The following is a 17,084-nucleotide window of genomic DNA, read 5'->3' as shown; positions in this document are numbered from 1 at the left end:
TATGCTGGATCAAATCATAGAGCTTATTGAACAGTTTGATACGATCTGCATCTATCGTCATATCTTGCCGGATGGGGATGCCAAAGGAAGCCAGTTTGGCATGAAAAGCTGGATCAAAAATAAATGGCCGGATAAAAAAGTAGTTGCGATCGGCAAAGATACACCAAATTCTTTTTTCCCGGATTGTGATCAGGAAAGCATTGATTTTTCAAAAGCACTGGCCATCATTTGTGATACGTCAAATCGTGAAAGGATCGATGGTGAAGGCTGGGATCAATGTGCAAAGGTCATCAAGATCGATCATCATCCTGTGGTTGATAGCTACGGTGATCTGAATATCGTCGATGATACGACATGTGCCGCCTGTGAAGTGATTGCCCAGATGTTCATGGATCATCATGAAACACTGACATTAGAAACAGCGACTTATCTGTATTGCGGCCTGTTGACAGATTCACAGAAATTTTCAATACCGACGGTCAGCGAGCGCTCATTGAAAGCTGCTTCATATCTGGTCAGCTTTGGAGTGGACATTCAAAAGTGCAACTTAAAGATGTTTTCGATCAATCTGAAGGAATATGGGTTTGAAAATTATCTTCGCAGCAAAGTGATCTATAAGGATTCACTTGCTTATATCGTTGTCAATAAAGCTGATTATGAAAAATATGGCATAACATACGAAAAAGCAAAAGAGAAGGTCAATGTCATGGCCAATGTCGATGAGATCGAATCTTATGTTTTATATACCGAACAGCCGGAAGGAAACTATGCGGCTTCCTTCAGATCGAAAAGAACGGTTTTAAATGATATTGCAGCTCATTTTGGCGGTGGTGGTCATAATTTTGCCAGCGGCGCTAAAAATCTTACGCTTGAAGATATTCAAAAAGCTAATCAGGAGCTGATCGATCGTATGCATGAAAGTCAGAAGTAATTCTGGCTTTTTTTATAAATAATAAAAAAATAATGCAAGAATATCTAGACATTATCGTTCATGCATGCAGCTTGTCTAATGAATATCTTTGATGTATAGAAGTATTATAAACGAATCGAAATAAAATGTCTGAAATGTCTGTCAATGTTTACTATTTTGTGAAAGGGGAGATTTGGTACCAACTCAAATCTCTTTTTTATTGCTTATTTCTTTTGTTTTCTTTATAATAGGTGAGTGAATTGGAGGGATTGAATGGATCAGAGTAAAATTCGTAATTTTTCTATTATTGCTCATATTGACCATGGAAAATCTACACTTGCGGATCGCATACTTGAAATGACAGATACAGTGGCTCTTCGTGAAATGAAGGATCAGCTGCTCGATACAATGGATCTTGAAAGGGAAAGAGGTATTACGATCAAATTAAATGCCGTTACGCTGAATTATAAGGCAGATGATGGCGAAACCTATACCTTTCATTTGATTGATACGCCCGGACATGTCGATTTTACTTATGAGGTATCTCGTTCACTGGCTGCCTGTGAGGGGGCTGTGCTGGTCGTTGATGCGGCGCAGGGAATTGAAGCACAGACGCTGGCCAATGTTTATCTGGCATTAGATAATGATCTCGAGATCCTGCCGGTCATCAATAAGATTGATTTGGCGAGTGCGGATCCCGAACGTGTGATCGAAGAAATTGAAAATGTGATCGGACTGGATGCCCACAATGCTCCGTTGATCAGCGCTAAAAGCGGTTTGAATGTACATGAGGTGCTGGAACAGATCGTAAAGCTTGTGCCACCGCCTAAGGGGGATCGTCATAACCGTTTAAAAGCACTCGTATTTGATAGTGCTTATGATGCTTACCGAGGTGTCATCGTACAGGTTTGTATCAAGGAAGGTATGATCAAGGTCGGCGATACGATGAAGTTCATGGCAACCGGTGCTGAATATGAAGTGCTGGAATGCGGTATTCGCACACCTAAAGAAATCAAAAAGGATTGTCTGGTATGCGGAGAGGTTGGCTGGATTGCAGCTTCCATAAAAAATATCAAAGATGTACGTGTCGGTGATACGATCACATTAAAAGATGCCTCGGCCATTGAGCCGCTAGCAGGATACCGTGAGTTAAATCCGATGGTTTACTGTGGCTTATATCCGGTAGAAAGCAATCGCTATAATGATTTACGTGATGCTTTGGAGAAATTACAGCTTAATGATGCTTCCTTGCAGTTTGAGGCTGAAACCTCACAGGCCCTAGGTTTTGGATTTCGCTGCGGCTTTTTAGGCCTTTTGCACATGGATGTCATCCAGGAGCGTATCGAAAGAGAATTTAATATTGATATCATAGCTACGGCACCCAGCGTTGTTTACCATGTCAATCTGACAGATGGTACGCAGATACATATTGATAATCCTTCACAGCTTCCGGAAGTCCAGCGAATCGAAAGTATCGAAGAACCTTTTGTAAAGGCAACGATCATGTGTCCAAAGGAATATATCGGAGCAGTCATGGAAGTTGCTCAGAATAAACGAGGTATCTATGAAGATATGATCTATTTGGATGACAGCCGGGTATCGATCATATATCAGCTGCCTTTGGGAGAGATCGTTTATGATTTCTTTGACCGTTTAAAATCCGTATCAAGAGGTTATGCTTCCTTTGACTATGAGCTCAGCGGCTATCGCGTCAGCAAATTGGCCAAGATGGATATCTTATTAAATGGAGAAGTAGTCGATGCATTAAGCAGTATCGTCCATAAGGATTTTGCATATAATCGCGGCAAGGCTTTATGTGAAAAGCTCCGTAAGCTGATTCCACGTCAGCAGTTTGAAATTCCGATACAGGCAGCCCTGAACGGTAAGATCATTGCCCGTACGAATATCTCGGCGTTACGTAAAAATGTCTTGGCAAAATGTTACGGTGGGGATATTACCCGTAAGAAAAAGCTTTTGGAAAAACAAAAAGAAGGAAAGAAGCGTATGAAGCAGGTAGGTTCGGTAGAAGTGCCACAGGAAGCTTTCATGGCAATTCTTTCGGTTGATGATGAATAAAAGGGACAAAGATCCCTTTTTTTGTAATAAAATGTCGAAAATCTTCAAATGCTCTTTAAATATGATAAAATTTTTATATGAAACTCATACAGAAATATACCGACGAGTATTATGCTTCTATTGAAGAAATCAGAAATGATTTTGATGTGGCGGGAAGTCATTTGATCCTCGATGAAATAGAGAAATATCGTAATCAGTTTCGCATCTATTTTAATTTTCACGGACAAAGGATCTCCATTGTCTTAACAGCCAGGATCGAAGAGCTGATGCATCGGCATATGAAGCATCACGATGATTTCTTACATCCCATGATCCAGATCTTCATGTTAAGAAATGAACCTGATAAATGCTTGAAATGCCTGCAACGATATCATTTATCTGAAAAATATCTTCAAACTTTTGATTATATTTATAGTTTTGAAGAAAATATCACGAAATCCTTTTTAGAATGGCTTGAGCATTTGGAGCACCATTCTTTGATGAAAGTGATAAACTATGAGCATAAGATGAGCTTTCTTACAAAAAAACAGCAAATTTTCTATGAACATGAAGCACAGACCTATTTTGATATCGAAACTTATCAAAACAAGCTGCATGTCAGCTATGAAACAGCACGCTTACATTTGTCAAGAATGTGTGATTTAGGAATTCTTGGCTGCCATAAGATCGGAAAGAAGCATGTTTATAAAGGAGTATTATGATAAAAATAGGGTATGATGTGAAAAATGAGATGTTGATTCAAAAAATATGGAATTTATATAGTTTTGATCATGAACTGTTGATTTATGAATTATCAATGGAGCGTATGGAGGAAATCAGGGATCTGAAGATCGATGTCATGATCTATGATCTGAATCATGATGAATGTCCTCGCTTAGAGTCTTTTGAAAAGATATGTATGAAATTAAATATAAAAAGTATCTGTGTCTTAAATGAATATACAGACGATCTGATCGAAAGCATCTTAAAATTTCATCTGGATTATCAGTGTGATTACCAGATCACGGATGAAGGCTTGTATCTCCTTTTATTACGTATGATGAATGATCATGATAAGATGAAGCTGTCCATCTATGAGAGAATTGAAAAGATATGTTTAAAAAGAGGTGTGTCTGCCCATCTCAAGGGCTTTGATTATTTACAAAGCGCTATCTTATATTATATTGAAAATGAACATGCCAGCTTTCGCATGAAGGATGTCTATGATACAATAGCAAAGAAACATCATACGACGAGCAGTCGTGTGGAAAAAAATCTTCGTTTGGCTATCAATGCCAGCGGTTCTTTGTTGAGCAATGCGAAATTTGTCGATGCATGTTTTAGGGAGTGTCAGTATGAGTAATGCCATGTATATCCATGTTCCTTTCTGTGATTCGATTTGTGCCTATTGTGATTTTGAAAGATGTAAGAAGCATCCTCTTTTAACATCAAGATGGCTGGATGTGATCATTAAAGACATTCAAGACAGAAAGAATGAACCGATCCAAACCTTATATATCGGTGGGGGAACGCCCACCTCATTGTCATACGATGAATTAGAGATCCTTTTATCTGCCTGTGATTGTTTTAAGCCTGTCGAATATACGATCGAAGCCAACATCGAAAATCTTACAAAAGATAAAATCATGCTTTTGAAAGAGCACGGTGTCAATCGCATTTCACTGGGAGTTCAGTCACTTAATGATCATCTGATTCAGATCATTGAACGTCATCACAGCGCTTCAGATATTTTTTCTAAGATTGATGAGATCCATGCATGTGGGATTGAAAATATCAGTGTGGATATGATTTATGGACTCCCGACGCAAAGTCTTGATATCTGGTTAGCGGATCTAAAACAGATTGCTTCAAATAAAAAAATCTCACATGTATCCATTTATTCACTTACAATTGAAGAAAATAGTGCTTTTGGAAGAAAAAAGATTGAAAAGGTGAGTGATGAATTGGATGAGAAGATGTATTTTGAAGGTATCCGTGTTTTAGAATCATTTGGTTTTGAACAGTATGAAATTTCTAATTTTTGTCGTTATGGAAGATATAGCCGCCATAATAGTGCCTATTGGAAATATGATGATTTTATTGGAATCGGTGCAGGTGCTTATGGCAAGGAAGAGCATATTTATTATCATTGGCCGTTTCGTTTGAATGATTATATAAAGGGTACATTAAAGCGAGAAGAAACAAAGCTTACTAAGGCAGATGAGATGTTTGAAATGATCATGATGGGATTAAGGATGAAGCAAGGGGTTTCTTTAGAAAGGTTCAATCTTGTTTTTCATGAAGATTTAAGGAAAGTCTTTCATGAAGCGATCGAAAAGCATGTCAGGAGCAATCATTTAGAGATCATGAATGGTCATCTTCGATGTACGTGTGAGGGATGGGCCATACTGAATAGTATTTTAATTGATTTTATGGAATAAGCACCAAGGATCTGATCCTTGGTGCTTTATTTTGACTGGTTCTTTTTTTCAATGATGTCAATGACTTCTGTCAACTGATCGATCTGGGTATCGGCATATGATTGATCGATATGGAAATAGTTTTCTTTTTTAGCGATCGTATAGATACCAGCATCTTTTGCGGCAGCAATGCCATGAACAGAATCTTCGATCACGACTGCTTCTTCGCAAGACAGGTGCAGGTCCTCAAGGACTTTGGTATAAAATAGTGGATTTGGTTTAGCGACCCCTAAGCTTTCATTGGAATAGACACGATAGAAGTATTTATCGATTTCCATCTCTTTAAGTGCTGCTTCAAGACGTTCATGTTTGGAATTTGAGGTAATGGCGCAGATGAGATGTTTCCTGGTACAGTATTCCAAAAGATCGGTGAGTTCCGGAAACATCAGCTTTTTATAATCGGTAATGGAGTGTCCGACACCTGAATAATATTCATTGATGTATTTTTCAGGATCTTTGACCTTAAATTCACGAGGAAACATGACTCGGAAGCTTTCGCCGATTCTTTTTAAAAGAAATTCACGGGTTACCGGGAATCCCATTTCATTCATCTTTTTTAATTTATACTCAAAAAATTGAGGTTCAGTGTCACAGATGACACCATCAAAGTCAAATAAGACTGCTTTTATCATAAAATCACCGTTTTTATTTTACAATAATTCTGACAGAAAGGATAGAAAAATAAGTAAAAAATGTGTATGATATATACCGAGGTGAAAATATGAAAGCTGTTATCAGTGTTTTGGGCAAGGATAACCGAGGCATCTTAGCGAAGGTATCGGGTGAATGTGCCAAGGTAAATGCCAATATTCTTGAAGTGAGTCAGAATATCATGCAGGATATGTTTGTCATGATCATGATGATTGATATTCGCAAGATTAATGTGGACTTTAAGGATTTTGTTGACCATATGAGTCAATTTGGAGAGGAAAATCAGTTGAAGATTCATGTGATGCATGAGGATATCTTCAATTCGATGCATAAGATATAGGTGAGTTATGTTGAATGCAAGTGAAATATTAGAAACGATCAAGATGATCGATGAAGAGGATCTGGATGTCCGTACGATTACGATGGGTATTTCATTGATTGATTGTGCGGATAGCGATATCGATCGTTCATGTGAAAAGATTTATCAGAAAATTACACGATTGGCGAAGGATCTTGTCGCTGTTGGCTGTGATATTGAGAAGGAATATGGAATTCCTATCATCAACAAACGTATCTCTGTGACGCCGATTGCGATTCTGGCAGGTGTCAGTGGGGGCGATCCGGTAAAGTATGCCTTAACGCTTGAAAAGTGTGCCAATGAACTAGGGGTAAACTTTATTGGCGGTTATAGTGCTTTGGTTCAAAAGGGATTTAGTGCAGGTGATTTAGAATTGATCGATTCGATTCCCAGAGCGTTGGCGATGACGGATCATGTTTGTTCCTCGGTCAATATCGGAAGCACGAAGGCCGGTATCAATATGGATGCGGTCAAGCTGATGGGTGAAAAGATCGTGGAAGCCGCTGAAATGACAAAGGAAAAAGATTGTATCGGGGCTGCGAAGCTGGTTGTCTTCTGTAATGCTCCAGAGGATAATCCGTTCATGGCAGGAGCCTTTCATGGTGTAGGTGAAGGAGATTGCGTCATCAATGTAGGTGTCAGCGGACCGGGTGTGGTGCGCAGTGCGTTGGCTAAGGCACCGAAAGATCTGCCGATGAATGAAATTGCCGATATCGTCAAGAAAACAGCTTTTAAGATCACGCGTATGGGTCAATTGGTGGGCAGTGAAGCAAGTCGCCGCCTGCATGTACCGTTTGGCATCGTTGACTTGTCATTGGCACCAACACCGGCTGTGGGTGATTCGGTTGCATATATCTTAGAGGAAATGGGTCTTTCCAGCTGTGGTGTACATGGTACGACGGCTTGTTTGGCGATGCTGAATGATGCCGTTAAAAAAGGCGGTGTGATGGCCAGCAGCAGTGTAGGTGGTTTATCAGGTGCTTTTATTCCGGTCAGTGAAGATGCCGGTATGATCAAGGCTGCCCGCAGCGGTGCTTTAACGCTTGAAAAACTGGAAGCAATGACAGCAGTATGCAGCGTAGGATTGGATATGATCGTTGTTCCGGGGGATACACCGGCTTCTACGATCAGCGGTATCATTGCGGATGAAGCTGCCATCGGTATGGTGAATTCCAAGACAACAGCAGTACGTCTGATTCCGGCCATTGGCAAGGCTGCCGGTGAAGAACTTGAATTTGGAGGTCTTTTAGGAAGCGGACCGATCATGAAGGTCAATGAAGGCAGCTGTCAGGTCATGATTGATCGCGGAGGCAAGATTCCTGCACCGATGCAGAGCTTGAAAAACTAATGAATCCGGTAATGACTATCGTGATGAATAATCATCAGGAAATTAAAATTGAACTGTTTTATGAACATGCTCCAAATTCGATCAGTGGTCTGATGGAGGCAATCGAACATCATGCTTTTGACAAGATGCCTATTGAACGTGTGGTGCCCGGCTTTGTACTTCAGCCATGGTGTGATGAAACAACGAAAGGTGAATTTTATCAATATGTCTGTGATGGTGAATTTCACGATGAAAGACACAAATTTGATGCCTATTGTGTAGGACTGGCGGGAGATGGTGATAAGATATCGGTTCCCAGCTGTTTCTTTATCACCCTTTCTGATCATGTAACGCATTTGAATCAGAAGTTTGCGATGATTGGTAAAGTGATCAGTGGTTTTGAAGAGATTCAGCGAATTGAACATGCAGAACTTGTGGATGTACCTTGTGAGGAAGAAAATGTGGTTATCAAGCGTCCTAAAGATGATGAAATCATCGAGACGGTCAAAATTGAATATCACGATTGTCAACCTCAACCTGTAAAGAAATATCTGGCATGATAAAAGTGAACCTTCTTTGATGAGGGTTCACTTTTTAATACAGCGTGTTGCGATAAAGGTAGGAATATGATGATCGTGCAGATTGCCTTCACCATTAGTATCTTCATATAGATCACATAATTGAAAACCGGCCTGAAGCTGTCCGCCGATTTGTTCTTCAAGCGTATGTGAGAATTGGAGACCCCAATCATTTTTTAGGCTGTCATCATAGAGCTTTTTATCTTTTAAAGGATTGAATGGCAGGGCATAGGCAATCGTTTTTTCTTCATCATCAAAAATATAGTTGATACCGATGTCATAGCCTCCAAGAAAACTGCCGCCCTTTTTTAAGACTCGATAGCATTCCTTAAAGATGGATTGTACATCTTCAACATAACAGTTCGATACAGGATGGAAAATGAGATCAAAAGTTTCATCCTCAAAAGGAAGTCCATCAGTCATATCTTTACATAAGATATCAATCATATAACCTTCTCTTTGGGCAACAAATCTTTCACTTTCACATTGCTTCTTGGAATAATCCAAAACGGTGCAGTGGGTCCCAAGTGCCTGAAAGATTGGCATCTGCTGACCGCCACCGCTTGCCAGTCCTAATACTTTTTTACCTTTTAGATGGCCAAACCACTCATGAGGTACAAATCTTGTAGGTGTTAATAATACATTCCATTCGCCATCTAAAGCTTTTTGATAGGTTTCATGGCTGATAGGCTTGCCCCATTCCCAGCCATCTTCACACCATTTATCGATCGTTTTTGAATTGATTTCGGTATATTTTTTCATATAAAACTCCTTTATAGAACATTATAATATCATTTGTTCTGTTTTACTATAAGAAGACTTGCATATAATTATTGAAATCTATATTTGGTCTTTGATTTAAAAATATGAAAAAAATCCTTTTGATCAAGGATTTTTACTATAATTTCTCAAATTCCATCATAATAAATAAAGGTATTTCAGAAGATTGTTTCGTATTATCATAAATACGAGGTTCTTCCATGTGAATAAGTCGGAAATGATGGTCGCTCAAAAGATTGAGGTATGTGGAAAGAGGACGATGATAATGTTTGGTCTTGCCCCAGAATTCATTATCATAGCTGGTTTCTGATAAATAGTTTTCCATTACCTTTGCTGATTTATATCCATTTTCATCACAGAGCCATTCACCATCATAAAAGGCCGGATGAGTGATGGAAAGATAGAAAAGCCCCTTGTCTTTTGTGATACGTTGAACTTCTTGTATGACAGAAGTAATTTTTATGACAGCAATAAGGACCGGAGTACAGAAAACCAGATCAAAACTGTTATCCGGATAGGGAAGCGGCTGCTCAATATCATATACATCAAATTGAAGAGAAGGATATTTTTCTTTCGCAAGCTTGATCATCGATGAGGAACCATCAACCCCGATCACATCGGCATGAATGCTACTGAAGTAGTGGGTATACCATCCATAACCACAGCCAAGATCTAAAACTTTTTTATTTTTTAGATCACTGAAGCGTTTCATGACGATTTCTCGGTTCTTTTTGGCGTGATTGCTTGCTTCCTGACTGTCAAGGTAGCTATTTGCTGCCTGATCCCATTGATGGATCGTACTCATTATTGCCTGCTGGCTAAGTAGTATGCCAACTCCTCCGCATATTCGCCGTCAAATTCAAAACGATGTCCGCAGGCTTTACAGGCAAAAAAATAATCGTCATCGGTACAGTGGATGAGTGCCTTACGGCCGCAGTAGGGGCAACATTCATTTTCTTCGATTTGTTTACATTCGGCTAGATATTCGTCTTCATATTTAAATTTCATGATACCACCTCTAACAATATTGTACACAAAATTTTGGAAACCTTCTATACAATTTTGCCTAAAAACAGTATAATAATACAATCGGAAGGAGCGAGTAGAATGAAATTGATCAGCGACTGTCTTGAAATCAATCATCTTGATCGTTATGCTGCATGTGGGATCGACCGGATCATCGTTTCATTGCCCCATGTATCGGCAAGGCCCGCAAGGGTGTACAGGATGGAAGATTTGAAAGAAATAGTAAAGCAGGCCCATGATTTAGGATTAGAAGTGGGTGTCAATATGTTGAATTTTGTCATGGAAGACGATCTTGGTCGATTTCAGGATGCGTTGCTTTTTTGTAAAGATAACAAGATCGATCGTATTTATTTTGCGGATATGGGTGTCTATTGGATGGCCAAAGAAATGAAGATGGAAGATATGTTGATCTATCAGCCGACGACCTTGATTGCCAGCAGCCAGGATGCCAATGAATATCTTCGCTTGGGGATCGATCGTGTGGTATTGGCAAGAGAAATCACGCTTGATGATATGAAACATATTTTGAGCCGCTGCCAGGGCTGTGAAGTCAGCGTGTTTGGGTATAATGTAATGATGCATTCCAGGCGTAAGCTTTTATCGAGTTATTTTGAGTTTTGCGGTTTAGAGGATCGCAGTGCTTCTAAGGATCTTTATCTGATGGAGGAAACGCGTGATGAGAAAATGCCGATCTTTCAGGATGAAACTGGCACATTTATTTTAAGCGGAACCGTTTTTTGTATGTTTTCTAAGCTTAAGGAATTGGAAAACTGTGATTTCAGAATTGAGGGAATTCATTTGGATGAAGAGATGATCTTTCAGGCCGCCCATGATATTCATCACATCCTTTCGGGTGAGATCGATGGTGAAGCTTGTTATCAGCATTATCGGCAGGCCTATCCTGAATATGCTTTCAGTGAAGGGTTTATGTATAAAAAGACAACTCTTGTCAAGGAGGCGGGGCAATGAAAAAGATTGAATTGCTTGCTCCGGCAGGAGATCTTGAACGATTGAAGATTGCCGTGCTGTATGGTGCAGATGCGGTATATATTGGCGGAAAGCAGTTCTCCTTGCGTTCTCGTGCTTCTAATTTTGATTTAGAGGCCATTGAAGAGGGCGTCAGGTTTGCGAAGGCACATGGTGCGCATGTGCATGTGACGGTCAATATCATTCCTCATGAAGATGATTTAGAGGAGTTGGAACAATATTTAATGGCCTTGGAAAGGATCGGTGTCCATGCCATCATCTGTGCTTCTTTGAGCGTGGTACGCTGCGCTAAAAGGGTTGCGAAGAAGCTGGAGGTCCATATCAGTACCCAGCATTCAACGACCAATTCCAAAGCTGTTGATTTTTGGAAAAGTGAGCAGGCCGATCGTGTCGTATTGGCAAGAGAGTGCAGCCTTGATCAGATCAAAAGCGTAGCAAAGCATGCCTCACTGCCGCTTGAAGTATTTATTCATGGCGGTATGTGCATTTCTTATTCCGGACGCTGTACGCTTTCCAATCATATGACCACACGTGATGCCAATCGTGGCGGATGTGCCCAAAGCTGCCGATGGAAATATCGGTTGTTGGAAAAAGATCAGTTCATTCATGATGAAAAGCATTTATTTTCCATGAGCAGCAAGGATCTGATGGCGGCTTCTTATATTCCGGATCTGATCGATGCGGATATTGCTTCTTTAAAGATCGAAGGACGCATGAAATCGCCTTATTATCTGGCAACGGTCGTTCGTGCCTATCGTATGCTGATCGATGCCGTTTATGAACAGAGTTTGGATGATGAGAAAATGAAGATGATTCTGGATGAGCTTTCAAGAAGTGAAAACCGGCCGACGGCCAACGGTTTCTATGAAGGCTTGCCAAAGGCATCTGACCAGCTGTATGGTGTCAATGGAGCGGGTGTGACCCAAGAATATATTGCTTCGATCCTGGAATATGATAAAACAACGCATATGGCTTTGATTCAGGTAAAGAATCATTTTGAAATGAAGATACCTGTTGAGGTCTTCGGACCGGATTATACACGCCCTATGATCTTAAATCCCTGCTTTGATGAAAATGGAATTGAAGTGGATGTTGCGAATAAGCCGATGCAGCTATTGAAAACAAGAATTGATTTTGAAGTGAAAGAAAATGATATGATCCGTAAGATCGTTGATAAATCGGATCGACACATATATTAAGGAGAAGAATATGAAATTAAGTGAAAGCTTCTTTTATACATTAAGAGAAAATGCGAAAGATGAAGAAAGTGTAAGTGGAAATCTTCTGGTGAGAGCCGGAATGATCAAGAAAACAAGTAATGGTATTTATATGATCATGCCAATGGGCAAGCTTGTTTTAAATAAGATTGAAAATATCATCCGTGAGGAAATGAATGCGACAGGTGCCCAGGAGCTTTTGATGCCGACGCTGATCATGGAAGAGGTTTATGAAAAAAGCGGTCGCCGTGAGAATTTCGGCAGCAATATGTTTTCTTTGAAAGACCGCTATCAGAAAAATTATGTCTTAGGTCCTACCCATGAAGAGCTTTTTACCGTTGCGGCAAGCATGGATGGTTCTTCTTATAAGGATTTCCCATATAATTTATATCAGATTCAGACAAAGTTTCGTGATGAAACACGTCCGCGTTACGGACTCATACGTGTGCGCGAATTTATCATGAAGGATGCTTATTCTTTTGATACCGATTTAGATGGCTTGGAAGTTTCTTACCAGAAAATGTTTGAGGCTTATAAGCGTATCTTTGATCGCATGGATCTTACTTATAAGATCGTTAATGCCGATCTGGGCGTGATGGGAGGTCTTTTAAGTGAAGAATTCCAGGCGACCTGTGATATCGGTGAAGATGTGATCGTACAGTGCGATTCCTGTGATTTTTCAAGTAATCTGGAGGTTGCACCGGTAGTCGTTTCAGAAAGCGTATCTGATGAAGAAGAGGGTGTGATGGAGGAGGTATCGACTCCGAATGCGAAGACGATCGATGAAGTTGCGGCATTTATGAACACAGATGCCGACCGCTTTGTGAAGACGCTTCTTTATAAGGTTTCTGATGAGTTTGTGGCATTCTTGTTGAAGGGAAACCGTGAACTGAATGAAACAAAGGCCTTGAAGCTGCTGCATGCGAGTGAAATGGAAATGGCGTCTTTTGAGGATGTGGAAATGCTGACTCATGCCGCTGTGGGCTTTGCCGGTCCTGTCGGCTTGGAAAACGTAAAGATCGTCATGGATCAGGAAGTGACCAAAATGAAAAATTTCATCTGTGGGGCCAATAAGACGGATACGCATTTAAAAAATGTGAATTTGAAGGATTTCAAGGCAGATCTTATCGGTGATATCTCTGTGATCACAGAAAACGATGTCTGTCCGTGCTGCGGAAAGAAGCTGTCTTTTACGAAGGGAATCGAAATTGGCAATACTTTTAAGCTTGGCGATAAGTATTCAAAAACCATGGGCTTGAATTATCTTGATGCGAACAATCAGCTGCATCCGGTACAGATGGGCTGTTACGGCATCGGGCTGGGCAGATGCCTGGCAGCTGTCGTTGAGCAGCACAACGATGAAAATGGTATCATCTGGCCTGAAAGCATTGCTCCTTTTGAAATTGGTATCGTGCTTGTCAGCAATAAGGATGAGGCCCAGAAAGAGTTGTCGCTTGAGCTTTATGACAAGTTTCAGAAGATGGGCTATGATGTTTTGCTGGATGACCGGGATGAGCGTGCCGGTGTCAAATTCAAGGATATGGATCTGATTGGTCTGCCTTATCGTATTACGATCGGACGCAGGGCAGGTGAAAGGATTGTTGAGTGTACGACACGTGCAACTTCTTTGAAAGAGGAAATGAGCGTTGAGGAATTATTGGAACGATTCAAGAAATAGGAGGTTTACATGAAAGAATCAATTTACATGAATGAACAGGTGGCTATTCTGAATTTCAGTGCTTCTTATGTAAGAAGTACGGCTGAGCTTTTAAATTCACCGGAATTTCGCAATATAACGGAGATTTTCATTGAAAGCTTAAAGGAAACGAACAGAGATCTGTATAACTGGATCTTGAATGGCAAGACCGTTCGGGAAGCGAAGGTTGAAATTACAAGATGCTTTCGTCTGATGAGTGTTTTTGAGTGTAATGAAATTGACAACTATTATTTGAATGATAAAGATCAGCTGCTTGAATTTATTGAGGAATTTTATGATTTTTGGAAGCATCATCAGCGTTTTTCCATCACTTATATCGGAAACGGACAAACGTCAACAGCTGTAAACTATATTACGAATGATTCTAATTTTAACCGTCTGATACGGGATACCTATCGTCATATCGAAGAAAAGGTCCAGGGCAGAAAAAATAAGATCTATCGTCAATTGCAGTCCGGAACAAATGCTGCTGCGGCAGTAAGGATCCCGCATACACGTCTTCCGGAGGAATATGAGTGCTTAAAGCGGATACCGATGATCGACAGCATCATGTTAAGGACACCATTGATGCTGACGACAAGAAGCAACAAGCGTGAAGGTATGTTTACGGAAAGAGCCGACAATCCGATTGCTGTTTTCAAGGGAACACCGAAAGAATGGTTCTGTATGCCGATCAAGATCGGACGTCTTTTATGCTTTGTTTATTTCCATCGTGACTTTATGTGCAGCGGTGTTTCGCTTGCGAATCTGTTTGAAATTGCGACAGCTGAAGAATGTACGCATAAACCGGATTGTATCGTGCTGTTTGGTAATCAGGACGGTTTGAATGAAACGACCTTCCATCATGATGAAAAGAATGATATCTGGATCGGTTCGGTTTCATATTCACAGAAGATCGAATATTTCGGATATATCAAGAAGATGAGTCTGACGCTTCATAATCTGGCGATGATGCAAAGAGGCTGGCTGCCGATCCATGGTGCTTTTGTTAATGTTACGCTGCGTGACGGCAAGAAAAAAGGAATCATGCTGATGGGAGATTCCGGAGCAGGAAAGAGCGAATCGATCGAAGCGCTGCGTTCATTAGGTGATGAAGTCATCAGCAACATCGAAGTAGTATTTGATGATATGGGTACGATCCACATTGAAGATGGCATTCCTTATGGTCAGGGAACAGAGATCGGTGCGTTTATCCGCTTGGATGATTTGGATAAAGGTACCCCTTATCGTGATATGGATCGTTCGGTATTCTTAAATCCGGACAGCTCAAATGCCCGTGTCATCACACCGGCTGCAAGCTATGATATCGTAGCACATAATCATAAGATTGATTTATTTGCTTATGCCAACAACTATGACAAGGAGCTGGGACTGCGCCGTATTGATGATCCAGAGGAAATTAAAAAGATCTGTATTCAGGGACAGCGTATGGCCTTAGGTACGACACAGGAAGTCGGTCTGTCAAGAACGTATTTCGCAAACCCATTCGGTCCGATGCAGAAACAGGAAATCTGTCAGCCATTGATCGATGAAGTATTTGAATGCTTATATAAAAATAATATTTTCGTAGGTGAGATTTTTACGCATTTAGGATTCTCAAAGGAAGATCGCAGTGGCATTCAGGAAGGTGCAAAACAGCTGTTAGAATTTATTCAGAAATCCTGATTTAAAAAAATCAGGATTTTTCTTAAATAATTCTTAAGTGAATGTGGTAGAATAAGAATGGTGAAGAAATTGAAAAAAAGAACACAACAAAATCTGATCTTATCAGCTTCTATTGGTTTTATATGCCTGCTGATCCTTGTTTTATTTTCCTTTATGATGCCGGATGTCCCTGTTTTTCAGGAGGGAAATGCTTCCGAAAATGTCAATACCTATGAGCCTCAGGACGATCGTCCAATCGTTGTCATCGATCCGGGTCATGGCGGTTATGACAATGGAAGCAGCTCTGAGAATGGTGTCGTAGAGAAAGAGCTGAATCTTGAAATTTCAATGAATGTAAGAGATTTGCTTGAGGAAAATGGAATCCATGTCGTCCTGACCCGGGATAGTGATGAGATCAGCTGGCCTGATGACAATGTGGAAGATTTACAGGCAAGGCTGGATATAGCTGCCGCGGCACAGGCGCAGCTGATGGTTTCGCTTCATTGTAATATTTCGGAGGAAGATCCGGAAAATGTAAAGGGAAGTGAGATTTATGTCAATCTGTCACAAAGTGATTCTTTAGCGCTTGCCGAAGCAATTAATGCCCAACTGGAAACGCTCAGTCCGGCACTAGTCAGTCGTGGCGTCAAGACTGGACAATTTCATCTTTTGACGTATAATACGCTTCCATGTGTTATCGTTGAAATGGGTTTTTTATCAAATGCCGATGATGTGTCATATCTGACTGGAGAGAATACACAGGCGTTGTTATGTCATGCGATCGTTGATGGGATCATGTCGCAAATAAAAGCCGATGCGTAGCATCAGCTTTTTTTTGTATATTAGGAAATTTCAATTTTGATGGGCAGAAAGATAATGAAAGAGATTGAAAAAAGTTAATTATACTTTATATTATGATATTATGTTTAATTAATTTTAAATTATAATATCATTATAGTTACTATTATGATATAATATCTGTGTAAATTCTCTTTTTTCTTTCAAGGAGGCATCATGAAAGTCTTTTCTCTTTCCAACCGTTTCTATTACCGTGAATTCCCTGATCTGAAGAACATCATTCTTCATGATCTGAGAGTCTATAACCGTGTTCTTCATAAGGCCTATAAATATCTTTACGATCGTGCCTATAAGGGAGCCTCGTTCAAGGACAGCGAGCTTCATCAGCTTCTTAAAAAGCAGTTTCATCTCAGTGACTATATCCCTCTCTCTGCCACCCATGAAGCCAAGGCCTTGTTAAAAGCGAATGCTTCCTTGAATAACAATCTTATCAGGAAAACAGACAAGAGAATGAAGAGGATCAAAATGAAGATCAAAGAAAAGGAAACAAAATTAG

At 40.3% G+C, this 17,084-nt stretch carries 18 protein-coding genes; 14 read left to right on the top strand and 4 right to left on the bottom strand.

Annotation, left to right across the window (positions count from 1 at the left end; genetic code table 11):
- Position 1: 1 nt before the first annotated feature.
- From Q0K35_RS05410 to hemW, 5 genes are all read left to right on the top strand, one after another.
- A complete protein-coding gene (locus Q0K35_RS05410; protein WP_294561655.1) occupies positions 2-931 on the top strand; it encodes a bifunctional oligoribonuclease/PAP phosphatase NrnA in 930 nt (309 codons plus the stop codon).
- Between the two features lie 252 nt (positions 932-1,183).
- A complete protein-coding gene (gene lepA / locus Q0K35_RS05405) occupies positions 1,184-2,986 on the top strand; it encodes a translation elongation factor 4 (protein WP_294561654.1) in 1,803 nt (600 codons plus the stop codon).
- A 77-nt stretch (positions 2,987-3,063) separates the two neighbouring features.
- Positions 3,064-3,687: a hypothetical protein gene (locus Q0K35_RS05400; RefSeq protein WP_294561653.1), complete on the top strand. Its 624-nt coding sequence runs from the start codon at positions 3,064-3,066 to the stop codon at positions 3,685-3,687.
- Complete coding sequence (locus Q0K35_RS05395; RefSeq protein ID WP_294561652.1) at positions 3,684-4,328, top strand: sporulation initiation factor Spo0A C-terminal domain-containing protein; 645 nt, start codon at positions 3,684-3,686, stop codon at positions 4,326-4,328. The genes Q0K35_RS05400 and Q0K35_RS05395 overlap by 4 nt, the downstream gene beginning before the upstream one ends.
- Entirely contained in the window at positions 4,321-5,406 is a 1,086-nt protein-coding gene (gene hemW / locus Q0K35_RS05390; protein ID WP_294561651.1) for a radical SAM family heme chaperone HemW, read from the top strand. Before Q0K35_RS05395 ends, hemW begins: the two co-directional genes overlap by 8 nt.
- 26 nt (positions 5,407-5,432) lie before the next feature.
- Here hemW and Q0K35_RS05385 read toward each other — a convergent pair whose 3' ends face one another.
- A complete protein-coding gene (locus Q0K35_RS05385; protein WP_294561650.1) occupies positions 5,433-6,077 on the bottom strand; it encodes an HAD family phosphatase in 645 nt (214 codons plus the stop codon).
- A gap of 89 nt (positions 6,078-6,166) precedes the next feature.
- Between Q0K35_RS05385 and Q0K35_RS05380 the strand changes: the two genes are divergently transcribed.
- From Q0K35_RS05380 to Q0K35_RS05370, 3 genes are read left to right on the top strand one after another with little or no spacing between them, the layout of a single operon-like run.
- The gene (locus tag Q0K35_RS05380) at positions 6,167-6,436 is read left to right on the top strand and encodes an ACT domain-containing protein (RefSeq protein ID WP_294561649.1); all 270 of its coding nucleotides are present in this window, start codon (positions 6,167-6,169) and stop codon (positions 6,434-6,436) included.
- Positions 6,437-6,443: 7 nt separating this feature from the next.
- The gene (locus Q0K35_RS05375) at positions 6,444-7,802 is read left to right on the top strand and encodes a PFL family protein (protein WP_294561648.1); all 1,359 of its coding nucleotides are present in this window, start codon (positions 6,444-6,446) and stop codon (positions 7,800-7,802) included.
- Positions 7,802-8,341, top strand: coding sequence for a peptidylprolyl isomerase (locus Q0K35_RS05370; RefSeq protein ID WP_294561647.1), 540 nt, complete (start codon positions 7,802-7,804; stop codon positions 8,339-8,341). Before Q0K35_RS05375 ends, Q0K35_RS05370 begins: the two co-directional genes overlap by 1 nt.
- A gap of 27 nt (positions 8,342-8,368) precedes the next feature.
- Here Q0K35_RS05370 and Q0K35_RS05365 read toward each other — a convergent pair whose 3' ends face one another.
- From Q0K35_RS05365 to Q0K35_RS05355, 3 genes are all read right to left on the bottom strand, one after another.
- Positions 8,369-9,121 (bottom strand): class I SAM-dependent methyltransferase, encoded by a 753-nt coding sequence (locus Q0K35_RS05365; protein WP_294561646.1) that lies wholly within the window; start codon positions 9,119-9,121, stop codon positions 8,369-8,371.
- Between the two features lie 136 nt (positions 9,122-9,257).
- Positions 9,258-9,944: a class I SAM-dependent methyltransferase gene (locus Q0K35_RS05360; protein ID WP_294561645.1), complete on the bottom strand. Its 687-nt coding sequence runs from the start codon at positions 9,942-9,944 to the stop codon at positions 9,258-9,260.
- Positions 9,944-10,147 (bottom strand): hypothetical protein, encoded by a 204-nt coding sequence (locus Q0K35_RS05355; protein WP_294561644.1) that lies wholly within the window; start codon positions 10,145-10,147, stop codon positions 9,944-9,946. Before Q0K35_RS05355 ends, Q0K35_RS05360 begins: the two co-directional genes overlap by 1 nt.
- 99 nt (positions 10,148-10,246) lie before the next feature.
- Between Q0K35_RS05355 and Q0K35_RS05350 the strand changes: the two genes are divergently transcribed.
- The 6 genes from Q0K35_RS05350 to Q0K35_RS05325 all read left to right on the top strand — a co-directional run.
- Positions 10,247-11,134, top strand: coding sequence for a peptidase U32 family protein (locus tag Q0K35_RS05350; RefSeq protein WP_294561643.1), 888 nt, complete (start codon positions 10,247-10,249; stop codon positions 11,132-11,134).
- Positions 11,131-12,351, top strand: a complete 1,221-nt coding sequence (locus Q0K35_RS05345; RefSeq protein WP_294561642.1) for a U32 family peptidase — start codon at positions 11,131-11,133, stop codon at positions 12,349-12,351. Before Q0K35_RS05350 ends, Q0K35_RS05345 begins: the two co-directional genes overlap by 4 nt.
- Positions 12,352-12,361: 10 nt before the next feature.
- Positions 12,362-14,047, top strand: a complete 1,686-nt coding sequence (locus Q0K35_RS05340) for a proline--tRNA ligase (protein WP_294561641.1) — start codon at positions 12,362-12,364, stop codon at positions 14,045-14,047.
- Between the two features lie 9 nt (positions 14,048-14,056).
- Entirely contained in the window at positions 14,057-15,751 is a 1,695-nt protein-coding gene (locus Q0K35_RS05335; RefSeq protein ID WP_294561640.1) for a hypothetical protein, read from the top strand.
- Positions 15,752-15,820: 69 nt separating this feature from the next.
- Positions 15,821-16,552, top strand: a complete 732-nt coding sequence (locus Q0K35_RS05330; RefSeq protein WP_294561639.1) for an N-acetylmuramoyl-L-alanine amidase — start codon at positions 15,821-15,823, stop codon at positions 16,550-16,552.
- A 192-nt stretch (positions 16,553-16,744) separates the two neighbouring features.
- Positions 16,745-17,084: hypothetical protein (locus tag Q0K35_RS05325; RefSeq protein ID WP_294561638.1), on the top strand; the 340-nt coding region annotated here is incomplete at its 3' end.

The organism is uncultured Traorella sp., assembly GCF_944327115.1.
In the GTDB taxonomy this organism is placed as follows: Bacteria; Bacillota_I; Bacilli_A; order Erysipelotrichales; family Erysipelotrichaceae; genus Traorella.
The sequence above is the reverse complement of the archived record's forward strand: the minus strand, read 5'-3'. Positions and strand labels throughout refer to the sequence as shown.

Excerpts from the sequence above, each read along its gene's own strand:
- Q0K35_RS05410 (WP_294561655.1), top strand. The coding sequence starts at position 2 with ATGCTGGATCAAATCATAGAGCTTATTGAACAGTTTGATACGATCTGC.
- lepA (WP_294561654.1), top strand. The coding sequence starts at position 1,184 with ATGGATCAGAGTAAAATTCGTAATTTTTCTATTATTGCTCATATTGAC.
- Q0K35_RS05400 (WP_294561653.1), top strand. The coding sequence starts at position 3,064 with ATGAAACTCATACAGAAATATACCGACGAGTATTATGCTTCTATTGAA.
- Q0K35_RS05395 (WP_294561652.1), top strand. The coding sequence starts at position 3,684 with ATGATAAAAATAGGGTATGATGTGAAAAATGAGATGTTGATTCAAAAA.
- hemW (WP_294561651.1), top strand. The coding sequence starts at position 4,321 with ATGAGTAATGCCATGTATATCCATGTTCCTTTCTGTGATTCGATTTGT.
- Q0K35_RS05385 (WP_294561650.1), bottom strand. The coding sequence starts at position 6,077 with ATGATAAAAGCAGTCTTATTTGACTTTGATGGTGTCATCTGTGACACT.
- Q0K35_RS05380 (WP_294561649.1), top strand. The coding sequence starts at position 6,167 with ATGAAAGCTGTTATCAGTGTTTTGGGCAAGGATAACCGAGGCATCTTA.
- Q0K35_RS05375 (WP_294561648.1), top strand. The coding sequence starts at position 6,444 with ATGTTGAATGCAAGTGAAATATTAGAAACGATCAAGATGATCGATGAA.
- Q0K35_RS05370 (WP_294561647.1), top strand. The coding sequence starts at position 7,802 with ATGAATCCGGTAATGACTATCGTGATGAATAATCATCAGGAAATTAAA.
- Q0K35_RS05365 (WP_294561646.1), bottom strand. The coding sequence starts at position 9,121 with ATGAAAAAATATACCGAAATCAATTCAAAAACGATCGATAAATGGTGT.
- Q0K35_RS05360 (WP_294561645.1), bottom strand. The coding sequence starts at position 9,944 with ATGAGTACGATCCATCAATGGGATCAGGCAGCAAATAGCTACCTTGAC.
- Q0K35_RS05355 (WP_294561644.1), bottom strand. The coding sequence starts at position 10,147 with ATGAAATTTAAATATGAAGACGAATATCTAGCCGAATGTAAACAAATC.
- Q0K35_RS05350 (WP_294561643.1), top strand. The coding sequence starts at position 10,247 with ATGAAATTGATCAGCGACTGTCTTGAAATCAATCATCTTGATCGTTAT.
- Q0K35_RS05345 (WP_294561642.1), top strand. The coding sequence starts at position 11,131 with ATGAAAAAGATTGAATTGCTTGCTCCGGCAGGAGATCTTGAACGATTG.
- Q0K35_RS05340 (WP_294561641.1), top strand. The coding sequence starts at position 12,362 with ATGAAATTAAGTGAAAGCTTCTTTTATACATTAAGAGAAAATGCGAAA.
- Q0K35_RS05335 (WP_294561640.1), top strand. The coding sequence starts at position 14,057 with ATGAAAGAATCAATTTACATGAATGAACAGGTGGCTATTCTGAATTTC.